The sequence below is a fragment of the Salmonella sp. SAL04202 genome, from assembly GCF_046550775.1.
Classification (GTDB): Bacteria; Pseudomonadota; Gammaproteobacteria; order Enterobacterales; family Enterobacteriaceae; genus Salmonella; species Salmonella enterica.
Window position 1 is genome coordinate 1529073 of sequence record NZ_JBGDXK010000001.1, and the last position, 25201, is coordinate 1554273.

21 protein-coding genes and 1 pseudogene are annotated in these 25201 nt (G+C 53.6%); 7 read left to right on the plus strand and 15 right to left on the minus strand.

Annotated features, from left to right (window positions below; all coding sequences use genetic code 11):
- The 7 genes and pseudogenes from ACLJQJ_RS07630 to narK form a co-directional block, all read right to left on the minus strand.
- A pseudogene (locus tag ACLJQJ_RS07630) lies at positions 1-80 on the minus strand (hypothetical protein); the annotation flags it as partial.
- A 101-nt stretch (positions 81-181) separates the two neighbouring features.
- Entirely contained in the window at positions 182-1711 is a 1530-nt protein-coding gene (locus ACLJQJ_RS07635) for a tetratricopeptide repeat protein (protein WP_063809703.1), read from the minus strand.
- 241 nt (positions 1712-1952) lie between these two features.
- Positions 1953-2630: a respiratory nitrate reductase subunit gamma gene (narI, locus tag ACLJQJ_RS07640; RefSeq protein ID WP_000545594.1), complete on the minus strand. Its 678-nt coding sequence runs from the start codon at positions 2628-2630 to the stop codon at positions 1953-1955.
- Positions 2630-3340, minus strand: coding sequence for a nitrate reductase molybdenum cofactor assembly chaperone (narJ, locus tag ACLJQJ_RS07645; protein WP_000571668.1), 711 nt, complete (start codon positions 3338-3340; stop codon positions 2630-2632). The genes narI and narJ overlap by 1 nt, the downstream gene beginning before the upstream one ends.
- Complete coding sequence (gene narH, locus ACLJQJ_RS07650; RefSeq protein WP_063809704.1) at positions 3337-4872, minus strand: nitrate reductase subunit beta; 1536 nt, start codon at positions 4870-4872, stop codon at positions 3337-3339. Before narH ends, narJ begins: the two co-directional genes overlap by 4 nt.
- Entirely contained in the window at positions 4869-8612 is a 3744-nt protein-coding gene (locus ACLJQJ_RS07655; protein WP_000032890.1) for a nitrate reductase subunit alpha, read from the minus strand. The genes narH and ACLJQJ_RS07655 overlap by 4 nt, the downstream gene beginning before the upstream one ends.
- A 387-nt stretch (positions 8613-8999) precedes the next feature.
- The gene (gene narK, locus ACLJQJ_RS07660; RefSeq protein ID WP_000019848.1) at positions 9000-10397 is read right to left on the minus strand and encodes a nitrate transporter NarK; all 1398 of its coding nucleotides are present in this window, start codon (positions 10395-10397) and stop codon (positions 9000-9002) included.
- 340 nt (positions 10398-10737) lie between these two features.
- Between narK and narX the strand changes: the two genes are divergently transcribed.
- Positions 10738-12534, plus strand: coding sequence for a nitrate/nitrite two-component system sensor histidine kinase NarX (gene narX, locus ACLJQJ_RS07665; protein WP_063809705.1), 1797 nt, complete (start codon positions 10738-10740; stop codon positions 12532-12534).
- A complete protein-coding gene (gene narL, locus ACLJQJ_RS07670) occupies positions 12527-13177 on the plus strand; it encodes a two-component system response regulator NarL (protein WP_001064598.1) in 651 nt (216 codons plus the stop codon). Before narX ends, narL begins: the two co-directional genes overlap by 8 nt.
- On the opposite strand, the gene ACLJQJ_RS07675 is transcribed toward narL, so the two are convergent.
- On the minus strand, positions 13178-14602 hold the full coding sequence (locus ACLJQJ_RS07675) for a YchO/YchP family invasin (RefSeq protein WP_001116352.1): 1425 nt from the start codon (positions 14600-14602) through the stop codon (positions 13178-13180).
- 176 nt (positions 14603-14778) lie between these two features.
- On the opposite strand from ACLJQJ_RS07675, the gene ACLJQJ_RS07680 reads away from it, so the two are divergent.
- A complete protein-coding gene (locus ACLJQJ_RS07680; RefSeq protein WP_001179791.1) occupies positions 14779-15132 on the plus strand; it encodes a DsrE/DsrF/TusD sulfur relay family protein in 354 nt (117 codons plus the stop codon).
- Positions 15133-15211: 79 nt separating this feature from the next.
- Here ACLJQJ_RS07680 and chaB read toward each other — a convergent pair whose 3' ends face one another.
- The gene (chaB, locus tag ACLJQJ_RS07685) at positions 15212-15442 is read right to left on the minus strand and encodes a putative cation transport regulator ChaB (protein ID WP_001146392.1); all 231 of its coding nucleotides are present in this window, start codon (positions 15440-15442) and stop codon (positions 15212-15214) included.
- 266 nt (positions 15443-15708) lie between these two features.
- Here chaB and chaA point away from each other — a divergent pair, with 266 nt between their 5' ends.
- The gene (gene chaA, locus ACLJQJ_RS07690; RefSeq protein ID WP_000148418.1) at positions 15709-16809 is read left to right on the plus strand and encodes a sodium-potassium/proton antiporter ChaA; all 1101 of its coding nucleotides are present in this window, start codon (positions 15709-15711) and stop codon (positions 16807-16809) included.
- 53 nt (positions 16810-16862) lie between these two features.
- Here the strand turns inward: chaA and kdsA are convergent, their stop codons facing one another.
- From kdsA to hemA, 6 genes are read right to left on the minus strand one after another with little or no spacing between them, the layout of a single operon-like run.
- Complete coding sequence (gene kdsA / locus ACLJQJ_RS07695; protein WP_000811046.1) at positions 16863-17717, minus strand: 3-deoxy-8-phosphooctulonate synthase; 855 nt, start codon at positions 17715-17717, stop codon at positions 16863-16865.
- Between the two features lie 37 nt (positions 17718-17754).
- Positions 17755-18564 carry an invasion regulator SirB1 gene (sirB1, locus tag ACLJQJ_RS07700; protein ID WP_001257065.1) on the minus strand — a complete coding sequence of 270 codons (810 nt, stop codon included), beginning with the start codon at positions 18562-18564 and terminating at the stop codon, positions 17755-17757.
- A gap of 3 nt (positions 18565-18567) precedes the next feature.
- On the minus strand, positions 18568-18957 hold the full coding sequence (sirB2, locus tag ACLJQJ_RS07705) for an invasion regulator SirB2 (RefSeq protein ID WP_063809706.1): 390 nt from the start codon (positions 18955-18957) through the stop codon (positions 18568-18570).
- Complete coding sequence (gene prmC, locus ACLJQJ_RS07710; RefSeq protein WP_023258912.1) at positions 18954-19787, minus strand: peptide chain release factor N(5)-glutamine methyltransferase; 834 nt, start codon at positions 19785-19787, stop codon at positions 18954-18956. The genes sirB2 and prmC overlap by 4 nt, the downstream gene beginning before the upstream one ends.
- Positions 19787-20869, minus strand: a complete 1083-nt coding sequence (prfA, locus tag ACLJQJ_RS07715) for a peptide chain release factor 1 (RefSeq protein WP_000804703.1) — start codon at positions 20867-20869, stop codon at positions 19787-19789. The genes prmC and prfA overlap by 1 nt, the downstream gene beginning before the upstream one ends.
- Positions 20870-20909: 40 nt before the next feature.
- The gene (gene hemA, locus ACLJQJ_RS07720; protein ID WP_000173208.1) at positions 20910-22166 is read right to left on the minus strand and encodes a glutamyl-tRNA reductase; all 1257 of its coding nucleotides are present in this window, start codon (positions 22164-22166) and stop codon (positions 20910-20912) included.
- Positions 22167-22479: 313 nt separating this feature from the next.
- Between hemA and lolB the strand changes: the two genes are divergently transcribed.
- From lolB to prs, 3 genes are all read left to right on the plus strand, one after another.
- Positions 22480-23103 carry a lipoprotein insertase outer membrane protein LolB gene (gene lolB / locus ACLJQJ_RS07725; RefSeq protein WP_000174484.1) on the plus strand — a complete coding sequence of 208 codons (624 nt, stop codon included), beginning with the start codon at positions 22480-22482 and terminating at the stop codon, positions 23101-23103.
- Positions 23100-23951: a 4-(cytidine 5'-diphospho)-2-C-methyl-D-erythritol kinase gene (ispE, locus tag ACLJQJ_RS07730; RefSeq protein WP_000988253.1), complete on the plus strand. Its 852-nt coding sequence runs from the start codon at positions 23100-23102 to the stop codon at positions 23949-23951. Before lolB ends, ispE begins: the two co-directional genes overlap by 4 nt.
- 265 nt (positions 23952-24216) lie before the next feature.
- A complete protein-coding gene (gene prs, locus ACLJQJ_RS07735) occupies positions 24217-25164 on the plus strand; it encodes a ribose-phosphate diphosphokinase (protein ID WP_001518537.1) in 948 nt (315 codons plus the stop codon).
- Positions 25165-25201 lie beyond the last annotated feature (37 nt).

The following is a 25201-nucleotide window of genomic DNA, read 5'->3' on the forward strand; positions in this document are numbered from 1 at the left end:
CGCAGCGAGAAAGCGTTGCCGCAGGCAACGACCCGAAGGGCGAAGCGCGCAGCGCTGAGTCATCCTTCCCCCACCACCATTACTTCATAAGGCACCAATTTCAAATCAATCAGCACTGCCCCGTATCCTTACCCCACAGGCAGACTTCACACCATGGCGCCATGGCTTATTGGCTATCTTATCAATACTTCTTCCTGGCTGTCTTTTTCGCCTCCTTTGACTGGTCAATTTTTCGCCTGATGAGATCAAAGGCGGCATATGTCTCGCTAAGTTGATCTGGGGTAAGCGTTCCCTTGAGTCGGTTTCTTTCGGCAATGAGCGCTGAACAATCATCCTTAGATTTTTCCGTATATATACTTGCCATGTAATACCAAATATAGGCCTGCTTATTATCTTTAGGCACACCCTGGCGCCCATGAGCATAAATTTCCCCAAGCGCTAATTGTGCCGGAGTAAACCCCTGCTCTGCCGCTTTAAGGTACCACTTCAGCGCATTCCGGCTATTTTCAGGCACGCCTCTTCCCGTGCTATATGCCACGCCAAGCTGATATTGCGCTTTCGCAAAATCCTGTTTTGCTGCTTTTCGATACCATGCGATAGCCTGTCTGTCGCTTTGCGCGACGCCGCGACCAAAAGCAGACATGATGCCCAGATGCGTTTGCGCAGCAGGCAACCCCTGGCGAGCGGCTTTGCGATACCACGCCAGCGCCTGTTGGTAGTCCTGAGAAACGCCCTCGCCCTGCATAAACATCACGCCGATCGCATCCTGCGCCTCGGCCAATCCTTGCGCTGCGGCTCTGCGATACCACTCCAGCGCCAGATTGTGATCTTTCAATAAGTGATAACCGTTGTAATACCATACGCCAAAATTGTACTGTACCTTTGCCATCACGCGTTGCGCTGTTTTTCGATACCACGTCTGAGAGTGAACCCGGTCAGCGGGATGCGCTTTATCATAGAGCGCATTCAGTGGAATGTGGCCTGGCGTATAGCTGCCTGGTATACCTTCATTAAGCCAGTAAACTGCCTGACGATAATCCTGAGGCACGCCTTCACCATAAAAATAGGCAACACCGAGATAAAGTTGCGCGGGGTAGTACATATTTTCCGCCGCTTTACGCATCAAGATCGCCGTTTGCTGATAATCCTGAGGAACGCCCTGACCGTGGGCGTACATTACTCCAAGCTTAAATTGTGCTGACGAAGCTGAACCCTGGCCGCGGACAACGCCCGCATCATTGGTTGGAGAGGCGGCTTTTCGATACCACTCCAGCGCTAGCTGGGTATTTTGGGGAAACCCATCGCCATACATATAGGCGTCACCGAGGATTTCTTGCGTACTACTATCCCCTAGTTCTGCCGCCTTGCGATACCACTCCAGCGCTTTTTGTCGACTAAGTGGAAAATTTTCACCATAGTTGTAATGATAGCCAAGGATAAAATAGGAAAAATCAGAACCTTGTTTACCCGCTTTCTCCAGCCATTTTATGGCTAGTTTATAATCAGGCTTAACATATCGCCCCTCCGCATACCAGCTTCCAAGCGCGAACTGCGCGCTTTCATCCCCTTGTTCCGCTTTTTGCTCTAATTCCTGAACGTACTGGCATTCTTCTGAGTCGGCGGGATAGCGCTCCTCGCAGACAGCAGCGTGAGCCATTTTTGAAATAAATATATTTAATATTATTATTTTGAAAATTGATAAAAAACGCATACAACTATCCTTATTGTCGTTTATGGCGTGATTATATGCTGCATCATCCTTTTTCTGCTTACAAAAAACTCGCACAGATGCTGAATAAACCCAGAAACAAAGAGTACGGATTCAGATGCCAGATATGGCAGACCCGCTATAAACGAAACCGGGCGGCGGTCGATAAGGCATTTATGCCGCACTCCGGCAAACAGCCATAAAAAAACTCCGCCGAAGCGGAGTTTAGGGCATCGAGAGAAAATCAGTGACGCGCACGTACAATCTGGTATTTGCGGGTCAGATACTCGACCGGCACGCTCCAGATATGCACCAGGCGCGAGAATGGGAATAGCAGGAACAGCGTCATCCCCAGTACCAGGTGCATACGGAAGATAAAGGCCACACCGTCCAGATGTGCGGATGCGCCACCGTGGAAGGTCACAACTGACTGCGCCCACCCGACCAGCTTCATCATTTCACTCCCGTCCATATGCTGGGCGGAGAACGGAATGGTCAGCAGGCCCAGCGCGCACTGAATCACCAGCAGCGAGAGAATCAAAATATCTGCGCCGGTAGTGGTGGCGCGGACACGTGGGCTAAACAGACGACGCTTGAGCAGTAAAATACCGCCAACCAGCGTCAGCACGCCGCAGGCGCCGCCGGCAATCATCGCCATCTTCTGCTTCACGTCGACCGGCAGAAAAGCTTCATACATCCAGTGCGGCGTTAACATGCCCAGGAAGTGACCGGCGAAAATACCCAGAATCCCAATGTGGAACAGGTTTGACGCCAGGTTCATTCCTTTGCGATCCAGCATCTGACTGGAAGCCGCCCGCCAGGTGTACTGGCCGTAGTCGTAACGTAACCAGCTACCGATCAGAAATACCGATCCGGCAATGTACGGGTAGATATCAAAGAAGAACATATTCAGGAAGTGCATTAGTGCTGTCCTCCGGTGGTGATATTCAGATATTGCGGCGCCACGGCACCGGCAAAACGACGCTGGTGAGCGGAGATTTCCGACTCGCCACACCCTTGATCGGCGAAGAATTTCACCTGCTCTTCTTCCCAGACCGCATCCAACGCCTGTGGGGTATCATCACGTGCTTCATTCGCAATTTTTTCAGCCACTTTGTCGCTGTCGATAACGGTATTCGCCAGTTTTAACAGCAGATCGAACAGCACCGCATAACGGCTGTCACGCTGTTGCAAACGTGCGCTGAGCAGCGCCAGAATCGGCGCGATATCCTGTAAACCCCCTAACGCTTCGCTTTTCGGCAATTGCGCAAGGTATTCCAGATACAGCGGCAGATGATCGGGAAGTTCGCGACTGTCGAGCTGCAAACCGTGCTGCTCATACTGTGCCATTAGGTCAACCATCGCCTGACCGCGATCGCGGGATTCCCCGTGTACATGTTCAAACAGCAGCAGCGATGTGGCGCGACCACGGTCAAACAGTTCACTATAAGCGGCCTGTACATCCAGCATGTCCTGCGCGGTTAAATCGCGCAGGAAAACGCCCAGAGTCTGGGCATCCTCTTTATCCAGGTTCTCAGATGACGCGAGCGCATCGAACAACTCCTGCTGATGCTGCCACAGGGCAGCATCCGGGTACTCGAGCAGACGCGAAACAATGACGAGTTCAATCATGCGTGCGGCTCCGTTTTGCTGGTCACATCAACAGCGTCGATGCGGCGGCTGTTGAACAGATTGAATTTGGTATCAGACCCGTGGCAACCATCGCCGAAGGTAAAACCACAACCGCTTTTCTCCGGGAATGCCTCACGCGCCAGTTCACGATGGCTGCTCGGCACCACAAAGCGATCTTCATAATTAGCAATTGCCAGGTAACGATACATTTCCTGCGCCTGGGCTTCGCTTAAACCCACCTCTTCCAGCGCGCGGGTATCCACTTTACCGTCTACGGTTTCCGCACGTTTGTAGTGACGCATCGCCAGCATCCGTTTCAGCGCCAACAGTACCGGTTGGGTGTCGCCAGCGGTCAACAGGTTCGCCAGGTACTGCACCGGGATACGCAGACTGCCTACATCCGGCAGAATACCGTTGCTGCCCAGTTCACCCGCGTCGGCGGCAGACTGAATCGGTGACAAAGGCGGCACGTACCAGACCATCGGCAGCGTGCGGTATTCCGGATGCAGCGGCAGCGCCAACTTCCAGTCCATCGCCATTTTGTACACTGGCGATTGCTGCGCCGCATCGATCACGCTCTGCGGCACGCCGTCCTTCAGCGCCTGCTCAATGACAGCCGGATCGTTCGGATCGAGGAACACGTCCAGTTGACGCTGGTACAGATCTTTTTCGTTTTCCGTACTGGCGGCGCTTTCAATGGCATCTGCGTCATACAGCAGTACGCCAAGATAACGGATACGGCCCACGCAGGTTTCCGAGCAAACAGTCGGCTGACCGGCTTCGATACGCGGGTAGCAGAAGATGCACTTCTCGGACTTGCCGCTCTTCCAGTTGAAGTAAATTTTCTTGTACGGGCAACCGGTGATGCACATCCGCCAGCCGCGGCACTTGTCCTGGTCGATCAGCACGATGCCGTCTTCTTCACGCTTGTAGATAGCACCGCTCGGGCAGGTCGCCACGCACGCCGGGTTAAGGCAGTGCTCGCACAGGCGCGGCAGGTACATCATGAAGGTGTTTTCGAACTGGCCGTACATCGCCTTCTGCATGTTTTCGAAGTTCTGGTCTTTAGCGCGTTTTTCGAACTCGCCGCCCAGAATCTCTTCCCAGTTTGGCCCGCTGGTAATTTTGTCCATCCGCTGGCCGGTAATCAGCGAGCGCGGACGCGCGATTGGCTGATGTTTGCTTTCCGGCGCGGTATGCAGGTTCTGGTAGTCGTAATCAAACGGCTCGTAGTAGTCGTCGATGCCCGGCAGATGCGGGTTAGCGAAGATTTTACCCAGCAGCAGCGCCCGGTTGCCCATGCGCGGCTGTAGTTTGCCGTTGATTTTGCGGATCCAGCCGCCTTTCCATTTTTCCTGATTTTCCCAGTCATTCGGAAAACCAACGCCAGGCTTACTTTCTACGTTGTTGAACCAGGCGTATTCCATACCTTCGCGACTGGTCCAGACGTTTTTACAGGTGACTGAACAGGTATGACAGCCGATGCACTTATCGAGATTCAGCACCATGCCGACTTGTGAACGAATTTTCATTTTACGCTCTCCTGTACCTGGTCATTGCCTTCGCCATCCAACCAGTTAATGTTCTTCATCTTACGTACCACCACAAACTCATCGCGGTTGGAGCCGACGGTACCGTAGTAGTTAAAGCCGTAAGCTAACTGCGCATAGCCGCCGATCATATGGGTCGGTTTCGGCGTAATGCGCGTCACCGAGTTATGAATACCGCCGCGCTGCTGGGTAATTTCCGACCCCGGCAGGTTTACGATACGTTCCTGCGCGTGGTACATCATGGTCATGCCCGCCGGTACACGCTGGCTGACCACTGCGCGTGCGGTCAATGCGCCGTTGCTGTTGAAGACTTCGATCCAGTCGTTATCTTCAATGCCCAGATCTTTGGCGTCGGTTTCGCTCATCCATACAATCGGGCCGCCACGCGACAAGGTCAGCATCAACAGGTTATCGCTGTAGGTCGAGTGGATACCCCATTTCTGGTGCGGCGTCAGGAAGTTGAGCGCCTTCTCCGGATTACCGTTGGATTTACGCCCCATCACCGCTTTCACCGAGCGGGTGTCGATCGGTGGGCGATACACCAGCAGACTTTCGCCAAAGTCGCGCATCCACTGATGATCCTGATACAACTGTTGGCGACCAGACAGCGTACGCCATGGGATCAGCTCGTGAACGTTGGTATAACCGGCGTTATAAGAAACGTGCTCATCTTCCAGACCAGACCAGGTCGGGCTGGAGATAATTTTGCGCGGCTGGGCCTGAATATCGCGGAAGCGGATTTTCTCTTCTTCTTTATTGGTCGCCAGATGCGTATGGTCGCGACCGGTAAACTCGCTCAGCGCCGCCCAGGCTTTCACCGCCACCTGACCGTTGGTTTCCGGCGCTAACGTCAGGATCATCTCTGCCGCGTCAATCGCCGTGTTGAGCATCGGCTGACCTTTCGCCGGACCGTCCGCTTTGGTGTAATTGAGCTTACGCAGCAAGTCCATTTCGCTTTGCGTGTTCCAGGCAATCCCTTTCCCGCCGTTGCCGATTTTCTCCATCAGCGGGCCGATAGAGGTAAAGCGTTCGTAAGTCGCCGGGTAATCGCGCTCAACGGTCATGATGTGCGGCGCGGTTTTCCCTGGAATCAGATCGCATTCGCCTTTTTTCCAGTCTTTCACGTCCAGCGGCTGCGCCAGTTCAGCGGCAGAATCGTGCTGGATCGGCAGCGTCACGACGTCAGTCTCTTTACCCAGGTGGCCTACACAGACTTCGGAGAATTTCTTCGCAATGCCTTTGTAGATTTCCCAGTCGCTTTTCGATTCCCAGGCCGGATCTACGGCGGCAGACAGCGGATGAATAAACGGATGCATATCCGAGGTATTCATATCGTCTTTTTCATACCAGGTGGCGGTCGGCAGTACGATATCGGAGTACAGGCAGGTGCTCGACAGGCGGAAGTCCAGCGTCACCACCAGATCCAGTTTGCCGTCCAGACCATTGTCACGCCACTCCACTTCTTCCGGCTTCACACCGCCCTGTTTACCCAGATCCAGCCCCTGAATACCATGCTCAGTACCCAGCAGATACTTCAGCATGTACTCATGGCCTTTACCGGAAGACCCAAGCAGGTTAGAACGCCAGATGAACAGGTTACGCGGGTGGTTTTTACCGTTTTCCGGCTGCTCGGCGGCAAAGCGAATCGAACCCTCTTTCAGGGATTTGACGGTATAATCTACCGGCGTCATACCGGCTTTTTCCGCTTCACGCGCAATATACAGCGGGTTGGTGCCTAACTGCGGCGCCGACGGCAACCAGCCCATACGCTCGGCGCGCACATTGAAGTCAATCAGATGACCGCTATAGCGGGATTTGTCCGCCATCGGCGACAGTAATTCCTCGGCGGTCACCGTCTCGTAGCGCCACTGGCTGGAGTGGTTATAGAAGTAAGAGGTGCTGTTCATGTGACGCGCCGGACGCTGCCAGTCAAGGGCAAACGCCAGCGGCTGCCAGCCGGTCTGCGGACGCAGTTTTTCCTGGCCGACGTAGTGCGCCCAACCGCCACCGCTCTGACCAACGCAACCACAGAACACCAACATATTGATCAGCCCGCGATAGTTCATATCGAGGTGATACCAGTGGTTCAGACCGGCGCCAACGATAATCATTGAACGCCCGTGCGTTTTGTCCGCGTTATCGGCGAATTCCCGTGCGATACGGATGATCTGCGCCCGCGGCACGCCGGTGATCTGCTCGGCCCATGCTGGCGTATATGCTTTGGTATCGTCATAACTGGCGGCACAATTTTCATCGTTCAGGCCGCGTTCCAGACCATAGTTCGCCATGGTCAGGTCATACACGGTAGTGACTAATGCTGAAGAACCATCGGCCAGTTGCAGACGTTTAACCGGCAATTTATGCAGCAGGACGTTATCCAGCGCCACATGATTAAAGTACTCTGAACCTTCGCCGCCGAAATACGGGAAGCCCACGTCAGCAATCTCATCCTGGCTGCCCAGCAAGCTGAGCTGCAATTCAGTTTCTGCACCGGTAGTCCCGTCGCGCTGTTCGAGGTTCCATTTGCCTTTTTCGCCCCAGCGGAAACCAATTGAACCGTTTGGCGCCACCATTTCACCGTTGCTGTTAATGGCGACGGTTTTCCATTCCGGGTTATTTTCCTGCCCCAGCGAATCAACGAGATCGGCAGCGCGCAGCATACGACCTGCGGCATAATAACCATCACGCTCTTCAAGCATCACCAGCATTGGCATGTCGGTATAGCGACGGACATAATCGGTGAAGTACTGGCGCGGGTTGTCGAGGTGGAATTCACGCAGCATGACGTGGCCCATCGCCAGCGCCATCGCCGCATCGGTCCCCTGCTTCGGTGCCAGCCACAGATCGCACAGTTTGGCGATTTCGGCATAGTCCGGCGTCACCGCGACGGTTTTAGTGCCTTTGTAACGTACTTCGGTAAAGAAGTGGGCATCCGGCGTACGGGTTTGCGGCACGTTAGAGCCCCAGGCGATAATATAGCTGGAGTTGTACCAGTCAGCGGATTCCGGCACGTCGGTCTGCTCGCCCCAGGTTTGCGGGGAGGCTGGCGGCAGGTCGCAGTACCAGTCGTAGAAGCTCAGGCAGGTACCGCCAATCAGTGAAAGATAACGTGCGCCGGAAGCGTAGGAAACCATCGACATCGCCGGGATGGGTGAGAAGCCCGCGACGCGGTCAGGGCCATAGGTTTTCACGGTGTACACGTTGGAAGCGGCGATCAGCTCGTTCACTTCCTGCCATGAGGAGCGAACAAAGCCGCCACGACCTCGCGCCTGTTTGAAGCTTTTGGCTTTATCGGCATCTTCAATGATGGAGGCCCATGCCTCTACCGGATCGCGATGCAGTTTTTTCGCCTCGCGCCACATCTTCATCAGACGTTTGCGCATTAGCGGATATTTCAGTCGGTTAGCGCTGTAGAGATACCAGGAGTAACTTGCCCCGCGCGGGCAGCCGCGAGGTTCATGGTTTGGCATATCAGGACGGGTGCGCGGGTAATCGGTTTGCTGTGTTTCCCAGGTCACCAGACCATTTTTGACATAAATTTTCCAGCTACAAGAACCGGTGCAGTTCACCCCATGGGTTGAGCGCACAATTTTGTCATGCTGCCAACGTTGGCGGTATCCGTCCTCCCAGTCCCGGTTTGTTTCGAGAAGCTGGCCGTGCCCATCGGCAAAGGTTTCGCCCTTCTGCTTGAAGTAGCGAAACCGGTCCAGGAATTTACTCATCGGGTTTCTCCTGTATGGAACCTTACGGCTCTCTGATAAATCGACATTGCTTAACTAAGGGCGAAGGTAACGCGCTGAATGGGCGTGAGAATTGATAACGATCAAGGCGGACAGGGATGCAAATGGCGCGCAAACCTCCTGCATACTCCTTTTGGAGGAGGAGTTTTATTTATATATATTACTGATTTAATTGCATAAAATTAAATTTACGCACGACATGAATGTTAAATTTTCAACAAGTGGGTATTAAGGGGTATCCCCCTGGATGACCGATAAAGATGTGCGTGGTCAGCCCTGTCGAGCCTCTCTTTTTGACTATAAGTATGTTGTAACTAAATGCAGGTAAAAAAAAGCGCGGTCTAACGCCGCGCAAAGGATAATCAAAAGTTACTTTTTATTTTTAGAATGACGTCCATATACCGCCCAGGTAATAACGACGCAGGCGATATAGAAAATAAGAAAGACCTTCATCGCGCCGACTGGAGAACCGGTTAATGCTAAAGATGAACCAAACGCTTTCGGAATAAAAAAGCCGCCAATCGCGCCAATCGCGGAAATAAAGCCCAGCGCCGCCGCCGTATCGGTCGCCGCTTCACGCATGGCTCTTTCGTCCGACCCGCCTTCCGCTTTAACCCGGTCCATCGTCAGTTTACGGAAGATAACGGAGATCATCTGGAAGGTAGAACCACTCCCCAGCCCCGCCGTCAGGAACAGCGCCAGAAATACCCCGTAGAACGCGATAAAGCTACCGCCAACGCCGCCAGTAGGTAATGTCAGGAACAGCAGACCGCTGAAAATCGCCATCAGGACAAAGTTGATAAGCGTGACGCGGGTCCCCCCCAGACGGTCAGAAATTGCGCCGCCTGCCGAACGCGCCAGCGCGCCGATAAACGGACCGAAAAACGCATAATGCAGGATCTGCACATCCGGGAATTGCGTTTTAGACAGCATCGCGAACCCCGCAGAGAAACCGATAAACGATCCGAAGGTCGCCAGATACAGCAGACTCATGATCCACAGATGACCACGTTTGAGCACCGGCAGTTGCTCTTTTAGCGAGGCCTTAGACGTCGCCAGTTCGTTCATGCCGAACCACGCCGCCAGCGTAAAAATGGCCAGGAAAGGCACCCAAATCCAGGCTGCGTTCGCCAGATAGAGCTGAGAACCGTCCGGCTGCTCTACACCGTGGCTGCCAAAGGCGGCAAAGATAGAGAGCGAAACCACCAGCGGCGCAACCAGCTGCATCACGCTCACGCCCATATTGCCCAGACCACCGTTCAGACCCAGCGCGCCGCCCTGCTTTTGTTTAGGAAAGAAAAAGCTGATGTTCGCCATACTGGAGGCAAAGTTCGCGCCGGCAAAACCACACAGCAAGGAAATAATAATGAAAGTGCTAAATGGCGTACTGGTATCCTGAACCGCAAAGCCTAACCATACGCAAGGCACGATGAGGATACCGGTACTGAACGCTGTCCAGCGACGTCCGCCAAATAGCGGCACCATAAAGGAGTAAGGCACCCGTAGCAGCGCGCCGGAAACAGATGGCAGCGCAGTCAACATAAAGAGCTGATCGGTCGTAAAATTAAATCCCACTTTCGGCAGGTTCACCGCCACTGCGCTGAATAGCATCCAGACGCAAAACGCCAGCAGTAAACACGGCACAGAAATCCACAAATTACGGCTGGCGACACGATGGCCGCGCTGCTGCCAGAACGCCGGATCTTCCGGACGCCATTCCGTGATAACAGCGCCAGTTGCCCTTTCCGGGGCGGATGAGTGACTCATAGACACCTCTGATTCTTGATTTGATGTCTGCCACATTAGGGTTTACTGCCGAAGGTAAGTTGATATAAATCAAAGGAAAAGTCGTCATCACCGGCGACTAAAAAGCGTTATTACCCTTAATGAGTAGGCTATTTTGGTAAAAAAGCTGTGGTTTTTCACCATGCTGTGTCTGTCTACTCCTTCCCGTCGCAGATACCTCTCTACGGCGGCAATTAAGGAGTAACTCGTTATAGGTATGGGTATACTCCGCTGTATCGTTGAGAATAGCGGCACAGCCGATTGACGCCCCTCTTTTTTGCTACGTTTTTTCGGCGACATTACCCCGAAGAAAGAAGGTAACATGTTTAAACGGTGTTTCTCTCCTCTTACGCTGGTTAACCAACTGGCGCTGATTGTCATGCTCTCTACCGCTATCGGCGTGGCGGGGATGGCGGTTTCCGGCTGGCTGGTTCAGGGCGTACAGGGTAGCGCTCATGCGATTAATAAAGCGGGCTCATTGCGTATGCAAAGCTATCGACTACTGGCCGCTGTCCCGCTGGATGCTAAAGATCAAAAGCTGCTGGATGAGATGGAGCAAACGGCATTCAGCCCTGAACTGACCCGCGCCGCTGAGCGAGACGGGCAGCAGAAGCAGCTTAAAGCGTTGCAGGATTACTGGCATAACGAACTCTCGCCAGGGCTACAGCACGCGCAAAACGCGCACGCGGTCGCAGAAGATGTCACGCAGTTTGTCGCGGGCCTGGATCGCCTGGTGACGTCGTTCGACCATACTACTGAATTGCGTATCGAACGCGTGGTATTAGTTCACCGGGTAATGGCGATCTTTATGGCGCTATTGCTGGTATTTACGATTATCTGGCTACGTGTTCGCCTTTTGCAGCCCTGGAAACAGTTATTATCAATGGCGCGCGCCGTCAGTCAGCGCGACTTTACCCAACGTGCCAATATCAGTGGACGCAATGAGATGGCCGCGTTGGGTTCTGCGCTCAATAATATGTCTGAAGAGCTGGCCGAAAGTTATGCGGTACTGGAACAGCGCGTACAGGAAAAAACAGCCGGTCTGGAACATAAAAACCAGATTCTCTCGTTTTTGTGGCAAGCCAACCGCCGACTGCATTCACAGGCTCCGCTATGTGAGCGTCTTTCACCGGTACTGAATGGCCTGCAAAATTTAACCCAGTTGCATGATATTGAGCTGCGGGTCTATGACCTGGAAGATGAAGATAATCACCAGGAATTTACCTGTCAGTCGGACATCAGTTGCGATGATAAAGGCTGCCACCTTTGCCCACGTAGCGCCCTGCCGATGATTAACGGCGGCACCACCTTAAAATGGCGGCTCACCGACTCTCACACCCAATACGGTATTTTGCTGGCAACGCTGCCCTATGGACGCCATCTCAGCCACGATCAGCAACAGTTGGTGGACACGCTGGTTGAACAGCTTACCGCGACTCTGGCGCTCGACAGGCATCAGGAGCGCCAGCAGCAGTTGATTGTCATGGAAGAGCGTGCCACCATTGCCCGCGAACTGCATGATTCTATTGCCCAGTCGCTCTCTTGTATGAAGATGCAGGTGAGCTGCCTGCAAATGCAGGGCGACGTGTTACCGGAAAGCAGCCGTGAGTTACTCAGCCAAATTCGCAATGAGCTAAACTGCTCCTGGGCGCAACTGCGCGAACTGTTAACCACTTTCCGGTTACAGTTGACGGAACCCGGGCTACGTCCGGCGCTGGAGGCAAGCTGCCAGGAGTTCAGCGCCCGGTTTGGCTTTACGGTAAAACTGGATTATCAGCTTCCCCCCCGCCTGGTGCCGTCACACCAGGCGATACACCTGTTGCAAATTGCCAGGGAAGCCCTCAGCAACGCCCTTAAACACTCTCATGCCGACGATGTGCTGGTGACAGTGACGCAATGTGGCAAACAGGTCAAACTAAAAGTGCAGGATAATGGCTGCGGCGTCCCGGAAAACGCCGAACGCAGTAATCACTACGGCATGATCATCATGCGCGATCGGGCGCAAAGTCTGCGCGGCGATTGCCAGGTACGCCGACGCGAGACTGGCGGAACAGAGGTCACTGTTACTTTTATTCCAGAAACAAACTTCACAGAAACCCAGGGAGATACCCATGAATAATCAGGAACCGGCAACCATCCTGTTAATCGACGACCATCCGATGCTACGCACGGGTGTAAAGCAGCTTGTGAGTATGGCGCCCGATATCAGCGTGGTCGGAGAAGCCAGCAACGGTGAGCAGGGTATTGACCTGGCGGAATCGCTCGATCCCGATCTGATCCTCCTTGATTTGAATATGCCGGGAATGAATGGTCTCGAAACGCTGGATAAATTACGCGAAAAAGCGCTGTCAGGACGTATTGTCGTTTTCAGCGTATCCAACCATGAAGAAGATGTCGTCACGGCGCTAAAGCGCGGCGCGGATGGTTATCTGTTGAAAGACATGGAGCCGGAGGACTTGCTCAAAGCGTTACAACAGGCCGCCGCCGGCGAAATGGTATTAAGTGAAGCGTTAACGCCGGTACTGGCGGCCAGCCTGCGGGCCAACCGCGCTACCACCGATCGCGATGTAACGCAACTCACCCCGCGTGAGCGCGATATTCTGAAGCTCATTGCGCAGGGATTGCCGAATAAGATGATTGCCCGACGTCTGGATATCACCGAAAGTACGGTCAAAGTGCACGTGAAACATATGCTCAAGAAAATGAAGCTGAAATCGCGCGTGGAGGCCGCCGTCTGGGTACATCAGGAACGCATCTTTTAATTATTGCTCCTGGAACGGTTGCCAATGCGGATTATCGTCCGGCATCGTGATAAACGGTTCAGTCAGCGCGAGCGTGATCTCATTGGAAGAGACACGCTGACCTTTTTCATCCTCAACCACCACCGATAAACGCCAGCGATTTGCCGCGCCTTCGCGGTGATCCCAGGCCGGCATAATGATTGTCCAGCCCTCGGTACTGCGGGTGTCCGTTCCTGCCGTCAAACTTAAGGCCTGTGTATCGCCCTGCCAGCTCAAATGACGAATACCGTGCACGCTGCGCACCTGCAATTTTAACGCAACCGTCTCACCAGGCGTAAGATCCCAGGGCGGCGTCGCCAGAAAAACCGTTAACGTTTTACGCTGCCGATACTCCATTGTCGGCAGCGAGTTACGTTGCGGCGTATCATAGCGGCTACCGCGTAATGACTGGCTTTGCGCCACTTCACTGGCGGCAAGCTGCTTTTTGAGCGGCACGCCGAAGCGGTAGTTAAGCGTCAGCCCCAGGTTATTCTGACTGACCCCGCTCTCGCCCTGTTTGTGCTGGGCGGTCATGGTAAGCAAAGGTACTGGCGTATAGTTGAGACCCAGTTTTAACGCGACAGGATTGTGATACCCCGTTCCGGAGTCAAACAGATCCACGCTATCGCCAAAGTACTGCTCCAGACTAACGCTGGTATTGATATGCTGGTAAAACGGCAGGCGCATTTGCGCGTTGATATCATATCCGCGCGCCATTCGCTGTTCTAAGGTCGCCGTATGCGTCTGCCAGTCGGCAAAAGGCTGATAATAGTTGGCGGATAAACGCAAATATTCTCCCCACGCCTCCGCGCCAAAGCCGGCGCGCTGTAGATTTTCATCCAGCAGATTATCGTAAAAGGTATTATAGCCAAGAAGCCAGCCATCCTGCGCCCAGCGCTGTCCTATGCCAACGTTGCTTACCAGTCCGTCAGTCTGTTGCGTAAGACCAAGCTGGCTCCAGGTCAGATAGCGCTGTTTATCCTGTAAAGGGATAAACCAGCTTCCGCGACTGCCGTTAAAATGACCTTCGTTATCGACGTTAATATCCACGCTGGCGCTGCCCCAGGCTGATAGCCAGCTTTCAAGCTGCTGGTTAACCTGCTCGCTGACCACATCGCGTACCTGTCCGAAAGCGAATTGCCGCGCCTGTTCACCGGTATCCAGATCGTTATTTTTCATGCTGGCTTCGCCAAACGCTTTGGCCATCTCGGCAAAATGCTTTTCCCCTTCGTGGGATTCCGGCATCATGCCTAAATCCGGCAGACGGTTTTGCGTGAAAGGGTCTTGCGCCTGCGCACGGATCGTACCGCTGGCAGCCAGCAAGAGAAGCGAGAGTGAGAATGAACGAAAAACAATACGGCTCAACGTGTCGGCAACTTCTACAACAAAAGATAAGAGGAATGGCATCAGAGTAAACCATAACGTGTCCGGACAGGTTTTGCAGCCTTTTCTCGTGCTTCCAGGAATATCCTTATTTTTTCCGCAGAGCGTCCCGGGATTTTATCCACGCATTTGGCGGTACCCGGTTCCCGAGGTAACATAACGCCATTGCCGACAAAATTTCTCAAGGAGAAGGGTTATCCATGCAAAATATCGTCATTATCGCTAACGGCGCCGCCTACGGCAGCGAATCATTATTTAATAGCCTGCGTCTGGCCATTGCGCTGTGCGAGCAGGAAAGCCATCTCGATTTACGCCTGTTTTTGATGTCAGATGCCGTAACCGCAGGGTTACGCGGTCAAAAACCAGCCGAAGGCTACAATATTCAGCAAATGCTGGAAATTCTAACCGCGCAAAACGTACCGGTAAAATTATGCAAAACCTGTGCGGACGGACGTGGTATCACTCCCCTGCCGCTGATTGACGGTGTGGAAATCGGAACGCTGGTCGAGCTGGCGCAATGGACGCTGGCGGCGGACAAAGTGCTGACATTTTGAATCTGTACGCGGGAAAAGCTCCCGCGTCAGGATAGACTTCCGGCAAGAAAATCAGGCCAACACGCGAGTAATACCGCGTTTATTTTTTCTTATGCCATTTATCATCCTCGCCTTTTTCATAATCGTTTTTAACCGCCGCCCAGGCGACTTTATGTGCGGTTTCCTCGCGGCTGGCGTCATCACGACGATCGGCTTTATCTTTATATTGCTCCCAGGCGCTATTAAACGCTTCTTTGTAAATGTCCTGGGCATGGGCTGGAAGAACATTCCGCACATTATCGGGTAAATCACTTTTGGCTTTATACGGCATCAGCGCCTCCGTCTTCAGGGAAAACATTAAGTGTGGTAAACAATGCGTTATTACGCCAGTCGAGGAGGATTTTTGCTTTTTACGGAAATTAACTTTTTGTTATTTAAACACTGTTAAAACAAGATGCTTGTTTTACTGACCTTGAAAGAAAAAAATCGTCTACGCCGTAAAACTACGTAAAAAACCACTAAAAAAATACAAATTTCTGCTATTTTTACCTTCTTTACTCTTTCCAAAATATTAACACCTGCACAAGGGAGACCCTCATGACACATGCCTGTGAGGCGGTGAAAACCCGCCATAAGGAGACTTCGCTTATTTTCCCGGTTCTTGCGCTGGTAGTGCTGTTCCTTTGGGGAAGCAGCCAGTCACTACCAGTGGTTATTGGCATCAATATCCTTGCACTTATTGGTATTTTAAGCAGCGCATTTAGCGTGGTCCGTCATGCCGATGTATTAGCGCACCGACTCGGCGAACCCTATGGATCGCTTATTTTAAGCCTGTCCGTCGTTATTCTTGAGGTGAGTTTAATTTCCGCGCTGATGGCTACCGGCGATGCTGCGCCAACGCTTATGCGCGATACGCTCTACTCTATTATTATGATTGTCACCGGGGGACTGGTCGGTTTCTCGTTGTTGTTGGGCGGGCGTAAATTCGCAACGCAATATATGAATTTATTCGGGATTAAGCAGTATCTTATCGCGCTGTTTCCGCTGGCGATTATTGTGCTGGTTTTTCCAATGGCATTGCCGCAAGCCAATTTCTCTACCGGTCAGGCATTATTGGTCGCGTTAATTTCCGCCGCGATGTACGGCGTATTTTTGTTGATTCAAACCAAAACGCACCAGAGCTTATTTATCTATGAACATGAAGATGAAGGCGATGATGACAATCCACACCACGGTAAACCCTCCGCGCACAGTAGCGGCTGGCATACGGTCTGGTTACTCATTCATTTAATTGCGGTCATTGCCGTTACCAAAATGAATGCCAGCCCGCTGGAGGCGTTGCTGACCAGCATGAACGCCCCGGTCGCCTTTACCGGTTTCCTGGTCGCGTTGTTAATTCTCTCGCCGGAAGGACTGGGCGCGCTGAAGGCGGTACTGAATAATCAGGTTCAGCGGGCAATGAATCTGTTCTTCGGATCGGTGTTGGCGACGATTTCATTAACCGTGCCGGTCGTCACGCTCATCGCCTGGGCGACAGGTAATGATCTGGTGTTTGGTTTAGGCGCGCCGGAAATGGTAGTGATGGTGGCCTCGTTAGTGCTGTGCCATATTTCGTTCTCTACCGGACGCACCAACGTGCTAAACGGCGCGGCGCATCTGGCTTTATTTGCCGCCTATCTGATGACGATTTTTGCCTGATATAAAAAAGCCGGATAGTATCTTATCCGGCCTACACAAGCTAAAAACCGCAATCAGTTCTCGGTATCCAGCTCGTCGAAGCTTTTCACCAAATCATCAATCGCTTTTATCTGGGTCAGGAACTGCTCCAGTTTCGCCAGCGGCAGCGCGGAAGGACCGTCGCACTTCGCGTTAGCCGGGTCCGGATGCGACTCCAGGAACAGGCCCGCCAGACCGACAGCCATACCGGCGCGCGCCAGCTCGGTCACCTGACCACGACGACCGCCCGAGGCGGCGCCAAATGGGTCGCGGCATTGCAGCGCATGGGTAACGTCGAAAATCACCGGCGAGTTGCCGGAGACCTTTTTCATCACGCTAAAGCCCAGCATATCCACCACCAGGTTGTCATAGCCGAAGTTCGCGCCGCGATCGCACAGAATCACCTTATCGTTACCGCCCTCATGGAACTTATCCACGATATTGCCCATCTGACCCGGGCTTACGAACTGCGGCTTTTTCACGTTAATCACAGCGCCGGTTTTCGCCATCGCTTCCACCAGGTCGGTCTGGCGCGCCAGAAACGCCGGGAGCTGAATCACGTCAACCACATCAGCCACAGGCTGCGCCTGGCTGGCTTCGTGGACGTCAGTGATCACTTTTACGCCAAATGTCTGCTTGAGTTCCTGGAAGATTTTCATCCCTTCTTCCAGACCCGGCCCACGGTAAGAGTGAATAGAGGAACGGTTGGCTTTATCAAAAGAGGCCTTGAACACGTAAGGAATACCCAGCTTCTGGGTAACGGTTACGTAGTGCTCACAAATGCGCATTGCCAGATCGCGTGACTCCAGCACGTTCATACCGCCAAACAGCACAAACGGCAGGTCATTTGCCACCTTAATGTCGCCAATGTTAACCACTTTTTGTTTCATAGGATCGCCTTACACTTATAGGTAAAATGTCGGTTAATTAATGTAGAACAATTTGCTTGTGCGCAATGGTGTTGATCTGCGCACGAATCATTTCGCTGATCGGGTCTTCCGGACACTGTTCAACGAAGTAGCTTAAATCAGTCAGCGCAACGTGTTCACACTCAAGCTGCGCGTAGATCAACCCGCGGTCACGGATTTCGTAAGGATCTTCCGGGTTAAATTGCAACAATGCTTCGCTAACGCGCAGCGCCAGCTCCATTTGCCGTTCCTCCATCAGCGAGGATTTCAGCGTATCCAGTAGCTTACGAATCACTTCGGCGTTATCCGCTTCGTCCAAATCTTCATTAAACAACTCGGCGACCGGACTAATATTGCCTTTTAACCAGACTTCCAGAGTATGTTCATCAAGCGTTTCACCGTTGAACGGGTTAATCAGCCACATTTCCCCTTCCAGCGATTCAATACGCAAAATCAACTGCGTTGGGAAGATAACGGGCACCAACGGCAAATCAAGACGGTTTGCTATCCATAATAAAATAGCGCCCAACGATACCGCGCTCCCCTGGCGTTTTTTCAGGACTTTATCGAGCCATAAAGCATCAGAAAGACGGTAGACGCCGCGGGAATCCGTGAACCCCCACTCGCCGTAAAAAAGTGCCAGCAATTTTTCCAGTTGCTCATCCTGAGACAGGAGCTGGCTAATTTCTTCCTGCGCCAGACTGACCAGACGTTCCAGTTCGTCGTAGACAAACTGCGTGGGAAAATCCAGGCGAATCATCTCTGATGCCAGGATCATGCCATCACACAGCGGCGCATTGTTAAATTCGAAATCAGCTAACGACCTCATGACTTACCCCAGTAACGGTATTTTTGTGGTGGCGAGTTTAATGATGATGTACAGCACCACCAGCGCCAGCGGGAAAGCGATAAAACGCGCCTGCTGGCTGCGCGCCTGACGATAATCAAGCGCAATAAAACCCAAAACGATGTAGATGATAACGCCAAACAGTTTTTCAGTCAGCCATGAGCCCGACTCCGTGAATGGCAGGATGTGCGTTTTAACGATTAACCCAATACCGCTAAGCAGTAACAGGGTATCTATGACGGGAGGCACGATTCGTGTCCAGCGCGCGGCGGCCAACGCATGGCCGCAATAGCGCCACCAGTAACAAGCGACAAACAAACTGACGGAGAGCGCAACACAAATAAGATGAAGCGTGAGCAACATTGCAATTGTCATGGCGTAAAACGCCCGCAGGTTACGCGTTCATTACCGCCATAATCACGACACGTTTCTACATCCGTGTAACCAGACCGCCTGAAAACCGCTCTTACCGCTTCGCCCTGCCGCCAACCGTGTTCCAGCAGCAGGAAGCCGCCGGGCGTTAACATCTGGCGGGCATTATCGATAATATGCGTAAGATCCGCCATACCGTTTTCGTCCGCCACCAACGCCGAGCGCGGTTCAAAGCGTACATCGCCTTCGCTAAGGTGCGGGTCCTGCGCATCAATGTAGGGCGGATTGCTGACAATCATGTCGAACTGCTGCCCCGATAGCGCGCTGAACCAACAACTTTGCAGTATACGCACATTCCGGATAGCCAAATGTTCCGCATTGCGTATCGCCAGCGCAACCGCATCAGGCATACGATCGACCGCAGTCACCTCGCAATCCGGTCGCTCGCAGGCCAGCGCCAGCGCAATCGCGCCGGTTCCGGTGCCTAAATCCAGAATACGACAGGTTTTGACCGGCAATCGCGCCAACGCCTGTTCAACCAGACATTCGGTATCCGGGCGCGGGATTAGCGTGGCGGGAGAAACGAAGAGCGGCAGCGACCAGAATTCGCGTAAGCCCGTCAGGTACGCAATAGGTTCGCCCTGTTTACGCCGCTGCAGCAGGTCCGCGAGCTGTTGTTGCTGGACGTCGGTAAGCGGCGTTTCGCCAAAGGCCATGATATACGTCCGCCCCTTGCCCGTAACGTACTCTAGCAGGATCTCGGCGTCGCGCCGGGGGCTGTCGCTGTCCCGGAGCTGGTTTACCGCCTCATGCAGCCAGTGCTGAAAATCCATTATTCCTGCTCGGACAACGCGGCTAACAGGTCAGCCTGGTGTTCCTGAACAATCGGCTCAATCAGCATATCCAGCTTACCTTCCATCGTTTCATCAAGGCGATATAACGTCAGATTAATACGATGATCGGTCACGCGCCCCTGCGGGAAATTATAGGTCCGGTTACGATCGCTGCGATCGCCGCTGCCAAGCAGGTTGCGGCGCGTTGACGCCTCGGCCTGCTGGCGTTTTGCCGTTTCGGCGGCGTGAATGCGCGCCCCGAGCACCGAGAGCGCTTTCGCTTTGTTTTTATGCTGCGAACGCTCGTCCTGGCATTCCACCACGATGCCGGTCGGCAAGTGGGTAATACGGATAGCGGAGTCGGTGGTGTTAACGTGCTGACCGCCCGCGCCGGAAGAACGAAACGTATCAATGCGCAGATCCGCCGGGTTAATATCCGGCAGCTCGGCTTCCGGCAGCTCCGGCATCACGGCGACGGTACAGGCGGAGGTATGGATACGCCCCTGCGACTCGGTCGCCGGAACACGCTGTACGCGGTGTCCACCGGACTCAAATTTCAGTCGGCCATACACGCCGTCGCCGCTGATTTTGGCGATGATCTCTTTATAACCGCCATGCTCGCCTTCGCTCATGCTCATGATCTCCACGCGCCAGCGGCGCGCTTCGGCATAACGGCTGTACATGCGGAACAGATCGCCGGCAAACAGCGCGGCTTCGTCGCCGCCGGTGCCGGCGCGAACCTCAAGGAACGCGTTTCGTTCATCGTCCGGATCTTTCGGCAGCAGCAGTACCTGTAACTGTTGCTCCAGTTGTTCGCTTTTTTCTTTCGCTTCGCGCAGTTCTTCCTGCGCCATTTCTCGCATTTCAGGATCGTCGAGCATCATCTGAGCCGTCTCGATATCGTCCTGAACCTGTTGCCAGTCCGTAAAACAGCGAGAAACGTCGCTTAATTGCGCATATTCGCGCGACAATGCGCGAAAGCGGTCCTGGTCGGCGATAATTCCCGCATCGCCCAGCAACGCCTGAACTTCCTCATGGCGTTCGTGCAGGGCTTCCAGTTTGGCAACGATAGAAGGCTTCATAGGCGTAAATTCACCCTGTAAAAAAGTGTGGTGTGTGCTGCTACTCCAGCCCGAGGCTGTCGCGCAGAATATTCAGGCGTTCGTCATCCCCGTCACGGGCAGCCTGTTGAAGTGATTTCGTTGGCGCATGAATCAGGCGGTTGGTCAGTTTCCATGCCAGATCCTGCAAGATGGCTTGCGCATCACCGCCCTGTTGAAGGGCCGACAGCGCTTTGGTAGTCAGTTCGTCACGAATCTGCTCCGACTGACTACGGTATTCCCGAATGGTCTCGCTAGCCCCCTGGGCGCGTAGCCAGGCCATAAACTCGCTGGCTTCCTGCTCAACAATCGTTTCCGCTTCTACCGCCGCAGCCTGACGCTGCGCCAGATTATGCGAAATGATGCTCTGTAAATCATCGACGCTATAAAGATAAGCGTTCGCCAGTTTGCCGACTTCCGGCTCAACGTCGCGCGGTACGGCGATATCTACCAGCAGCATCGGCTGGTTGCGACGGCTTTTTAATGCGCGCTCCACCATGCCTTTACCGATAATCGGCAGCGGGCTGGCGGTCGAACTGATGATAATATCGGCATCCTGCAAGCGGGCGTCGATATCGCTGAGCGAGATAACCTCAGCGCCAACCTCATCCGCCAGGGCTTGCGCGCGCTCGCGGGTTCGGTTGGCGATAATCATCTTTTGTACTTTATGCTCGCGCAGGTGACGCGCCACCAGTTCAATAGTTTCGCCCGCACCAACTAACAGTACAGTGACCGTCGAGAGCGATTCGAAGATTTGGCGGGCGAGCGTACAGGCGGCAAACGCGACGGAGACGGCGCTGGCGCCGATATCGGTTTCAGTCCGCACTCGCTTGGCGACGGAAAAAGACTTCTGAAACATTCGCTCCAGCGCGCTGGCGTTAAGGTGGCCTTTTTGCGAATCCGCAAACGCTTTTTTCACCTGACCGAGGATTTGCGGTTCGCCCAGCACCAGTGAATCCAGACCGCTGGCGACGCGCATCAGGTGGCTGACGGCGTCATTGTCCTGATGCCAGTACAGACTGTTGCGCAGATCGTCCTCGTTCAGGTTATGGTAATCGCATAACCAGCGGATCAGCGCTTCTTGCAGGTTATCCTGCTCTTCCACGCTCAAATACAGTTCTGTACGGTTACAGGTTGACAGCACGACCCCGCCCTGCACCATTGGCTGCGCAAGCAGGCTGTCCAGCGCCTGATCAAGCGTGTCCGGCGAAAACGTTACGCGTTCTCGCAGCGATACAGGTGCCGTTTTATGGTTAATACCGAGCGCTAAAAGGGTCATGTCTGCGGGAGTAGTACCAGCGTTGATATGGTTAGTCTGCTTGCATCATACAGGATGCGCGTGGTCAATAAAAGAGAGAGCCCCCTTTTGGAGTAATTGGCAGCGCTCGCTAATTTGATGATTTAAGACAACTTGAAAGTAGACGATGTCACCAGGCGGCGCTAGCATTAAAGGCTATAACTGTAACCGATAGCAAAAATTTGCCGAATCGCGGCGCGAACGTTTTTACAGCCTGCAGGTTCAGTTTTCAGGCCTGATAAGCGTAACGCCATCAGGCAATTATTGCACCGTATCACAAGGATTCGTCATCACTATGACCCTGCCCGATTTTCGCCTGATTCGTCTACTGCCGTTAGCAAGCCTGGTTCTCACCGCCTGTACGCTTCCTGGGCATAAAGGCCCGGGCAAGAGCCCGGACTCCCCTCAGTGGCGCCAGCATCAGCAAGAGGTGCGTCATCTGAATCAATACCAGACGCGCGGCGCCTTTGCTTACATCTCAGATGATCAGAAAGTCTATGCGCGTTTCTTCTGGCAACAGACCGGACAGGATCGCTATCGCCTGCTGCTCACCAATCCGCTGGGCAGCACCGAGCTGGAGCTTAACGCCCAGCCGGGCAACGTTCAGTTGGTGGATAACAAAGGCCAGCGTTATACCGCCGATGACGCCGAAGAGATGATCGGCAAACTCACCGGGATGCCGATTCCGTTAAACAGCCTGCGGCAGTGGATCCTCGGTCTGCCTGGCGATGCCACCGACTACAAACTGGACGACCAGTACCGCCTGAGCGAAGTGAACTACCGCCAGGATGGTAAAAACTGGAAAGTGGTTTACGGTGGCTATGACAGCAAAACGCAGCCTGCCATGCCTGCCAATATGGAGCTTTCAGACGGCAGTCAGCGCATTAAGCTGAAAATGGATAACTGGATTGTGAAATGATGACCCATTGGCCTTCTCCGGCAAAATTAAACCTGTTTTTATATATCACCGGACAGCGTGCAGACGGCTACCACACGCTGCAGACGCTGTTTCAGTTTCTGGATTATGGCGACACACTCCACATCGAACCGCGTCACGATGGCGAAATCCATTTATTAACGCCGGTTACCGGCGTTGAAAATGAAGACAATCTGATCGTCCGCGCCGCGCGGCTGTTGATGAAAGTCGCCTCGGAGAGTGGACGCCTGCCCGCCGGAAGCGGTGCGGATATCAGCATTGAGAAGCGCCTTCCCATGGGCGGCGGTCTGGGCGGCGGCTCGTCTAACGCCGCGACCGTTCTGGTGGCGCTCAATCATCTTTGGCAATGCGGGCTTTCCATTGATGAACTGGCGACGCTCGGCCTGACGCTCGGCGCCGACGTCCCGGTCTTTGTTCGTGGCCACGCCGCGTTTGCCGAAGGCGTAGGCGAAATATTAACGCCGGTGAATCCGCCGGAAAAATGGTATCTGGTCGCGCACCCTGGCGTAAGCATTCCGACGCCGGTTATCTTTAAAGATCCTCAATTGCCGCGTAATACGCCAAAAAGGTCAATAGATACGTTACTAAAATGTGAATTCAGCAATGATTGCGAGGTTATCGCAAGAAAACGTTTTCGCGAGGTTGATGCGGCGCTTTCCTGGCTGTTAGAATACGCGCCGTCGCGCCTGACTGGGACAGGGGCCTGTGTCTTTGCTGAATTCGATACAGAGTCTTGTGCTCGCCAGGTGCTTGAGCAAGCCCCGGAATGGCTCAATGCTTTTGTGGCGAAGGGTGTCAACCTCTCCCCATTGCATCGAGAGTTACTCTAACGCATTCGGGTTTCAGGAAGATGGCGAAATGACGAGTCGCCGGTCATATATGCCGTATTTGACCGGTGTGAGGCATCGATACCAGCGCACATGAAACGTGAATGAAGACGAGTAAGCCGGGCAAGCTGAGCTTCGGTGACAACGTCACCTTGTTCCAGACGTTGCATCGCGCTCTTTAATACACCGCCTGGATAGGATTTTGCCTGGCCCGCACAGTTTTCGGCAGATTCTTTCCACCAATGGACGCATGCCTGAGGTTCTTCTCGTGCCTGATATGAAGCTTTTTGCTGGTAACGCCACCCCGGAACTAGCACAACGTATTGCCAACCGCCTGTACACTTCTCTCGGCGACGCCGCCGTAGGTCGCTTTAGCGACGGCGAAGTCAGCGTACAAATCAACGAAAATGTACGCGGTGGTGATATTTTCATCATCCAGTCCACTTGTGCCCCAACCAACGACAACCTGATGGAATTGGTCGTTATGGTTGATGCCCTGCGTCGTGCTTCCGCAGGTCGTATCACCGCCGTTATCCCCTACTTTGGCTATGCACGTCAGGACCGTCGCGTACGTTCCGCCCGTGTGCCGATTACCGCAAAAGTTGTCGCTGACTTCCTGTCCAGCGTCGGCGTTGACCGCGTTCTCACCGTAGATCTGCATGCTGAACAGATCCAGGGCTTCTTTGACGTTCCGGTTGATAACGTGTTCGGTAGCCCAATCCTGCTCGAAGATATGCTGCAACTGAATCTGGATAACCCGATCGTGGTTTCCCCGGATATTGGCGGTGTGGTTCGTGCCCGCGCTATCGCTAAGCTGCTGAACGATACCGATATGGCTATCATTGATAAACGTCGTCCGCGCGCGAACGTTTCTCAGGTGATGCACATCATCGGCGACGTCGCTGGCCGTGACTGCGTCCTGGTTGATGATATGATCGATACCGGCGGTACTCTGTGCAAAGCAGCAGAAGCATTGAAAGAACGTGGCGCTAAACGCGTGTTTGCCTACGCGACGCACCCGATCTTCTCAGGCAATGCGGCAAACAACCTGCGCAACTCCGTCATTGATGAAGTCGTTGTCTGCGACACCATTCCGCTGACCGACGAAATCAAAGCGCTGCCGAACGTGCGTACCTTGACCCTGTCAGGTATGCTGGCCGAAGCGATTCGCCGTATCAGCAACGAAGAATCGATTTCCGCCATGTTCGAGCATTGATCGAACCCGGATCTGAAACCCGCTGCGGCGGGTTTTT

Bases quoted from the DNA above. Each gene is read 5' to 3' on its own strand.
- ispE (WP_000988253.1), top strand. From the start codon at position 23,100: ATGATGACCCATTGGCCTTCTCCGGCAAAATTAAACCTGTTTTTATAT.
- kdsA (WP_000811046.1), bottom strand. From the start codon at position 17,717: ATGAAACAAAAAGTGGTTAACATTGGCGACATTAAGGTGGCAAATGAC.
- sirB1 (WP_001257065.1), bottom strand. From the start codon at position 18,564: ATGAGGTCGTTAGCTGATTTCGAATTTAACAATGCGCCGCTGTGTGAT.
- sirB2 (WP_063809706.1), bottom strand. From the start codon at position 18,957: ATGACAATTGCAATGTTGCTCACGCTTCATCTTATTTGTGTTGCGCTC.
- narJ (WP_000571668.1), bottom strand. From the start codon at position 3,340: ATGATTGAACTCGTCATTGTTTCGCGTCTGCTCGAGTACCCGGATGCT.
- lolB (WP_000174484.1), top strand. From the start codon at position 22,480: ATGACCCTGCCCGATTTTCGCCTGATTCGTCTACTGCCGTTAGCAAGC.
- narK (WP_000019848.1), bottom strand. From the start codon at position 10,397: ATGAGTCACTCATCCGCCCCGGAAAGGGCAACTGGCGCTGTTATCACG.
- prfA (WP_000804703.1), bottom strand. From the start codon at position 20,869: ATGAAGCCTTCTATCGTTGCCAAACTGGAAGCCCTGCACGAACGCCAT.
- chaB (WP_001146392.1), bottom strand. From the start codon at position 15,442: ATGCCGTATAAAGCCAAAAGTGATTTACCCGATAATGTGCGGAATGTT.
- ACLJQJ_RS07680 (WP_001179791.1), top strand. From the start codon at position 14,779: ATGCAAAATATCGTCATTATCGCTAACGGCGCCGCCTACGGCAGCGAA.
- chaA (WP_000148418.1), top strand. From the start codon at position 15,709: ATGACACATGCCTGTGAGGCGGTGAAAACCCGCCATAAGGAGACTTCG.
- narX (WP_063809705.1), top strand. From the start codon at position 10,738: ATGTTTAAACGGTGTTTCTCTCCTCTTACGCTGGTTAACCAACTGGCG.
- hemA (WP_000173208.1), bottom strand. From the start codon at position 22,166: ATGACCCTTTTAGCGCTCGGTATTAACCATAAAACGGCACCTGTATCG.
- narI (WP_000545594.1), bottom strand. From the start codon at position 2,630: ATGCACTTCCTGAATATGTTCTTCTTTGATATCTACCCGTACATTGCC.
- narL (WP_001064598.1), top strand. From the start codon at position 12,527: ATGAATAATCAGGAACCGGCAACCATCCTGTTAATCGACGACCATCCG.
- prmC (WP_023258912.1), bottom strand. From the start codon at position 19,787: ATGGATTTTCAGCACTGGCTGCATGAGGCGGTAAACCAGCTCCGGGAC.
- narH (WP_063809704.1), bottom strand. From the start codon at position 4,872: ATGAAAATTCGTTCACAAGTCGGCATGGTGCTGAATCTCGATAAGTGC.
- ACLJQJ_RS07675 (WP_001116352.1), bottom strand. From the start codon at position 14,602: ATGCCATTCCTCTTATCTTTTGTTGTAGAAGTTGCCGACACGTTGAGC.
- ACLJQJ_RS07655 (WP_000032890.1), bottom strand. From the start codon at position 8,612: ATGAGTAAATTCCTGGACCGGTTTCGCTACTTCAAGCAGAAGGGCGAA.
- ACLJQJ_RS07635 (WP_063809703.1), bottom strand. From the start codon at position 1,711: ATGCGTTTTTTATCAATTTTCAAAATAATAATATTAAATATATTTATT.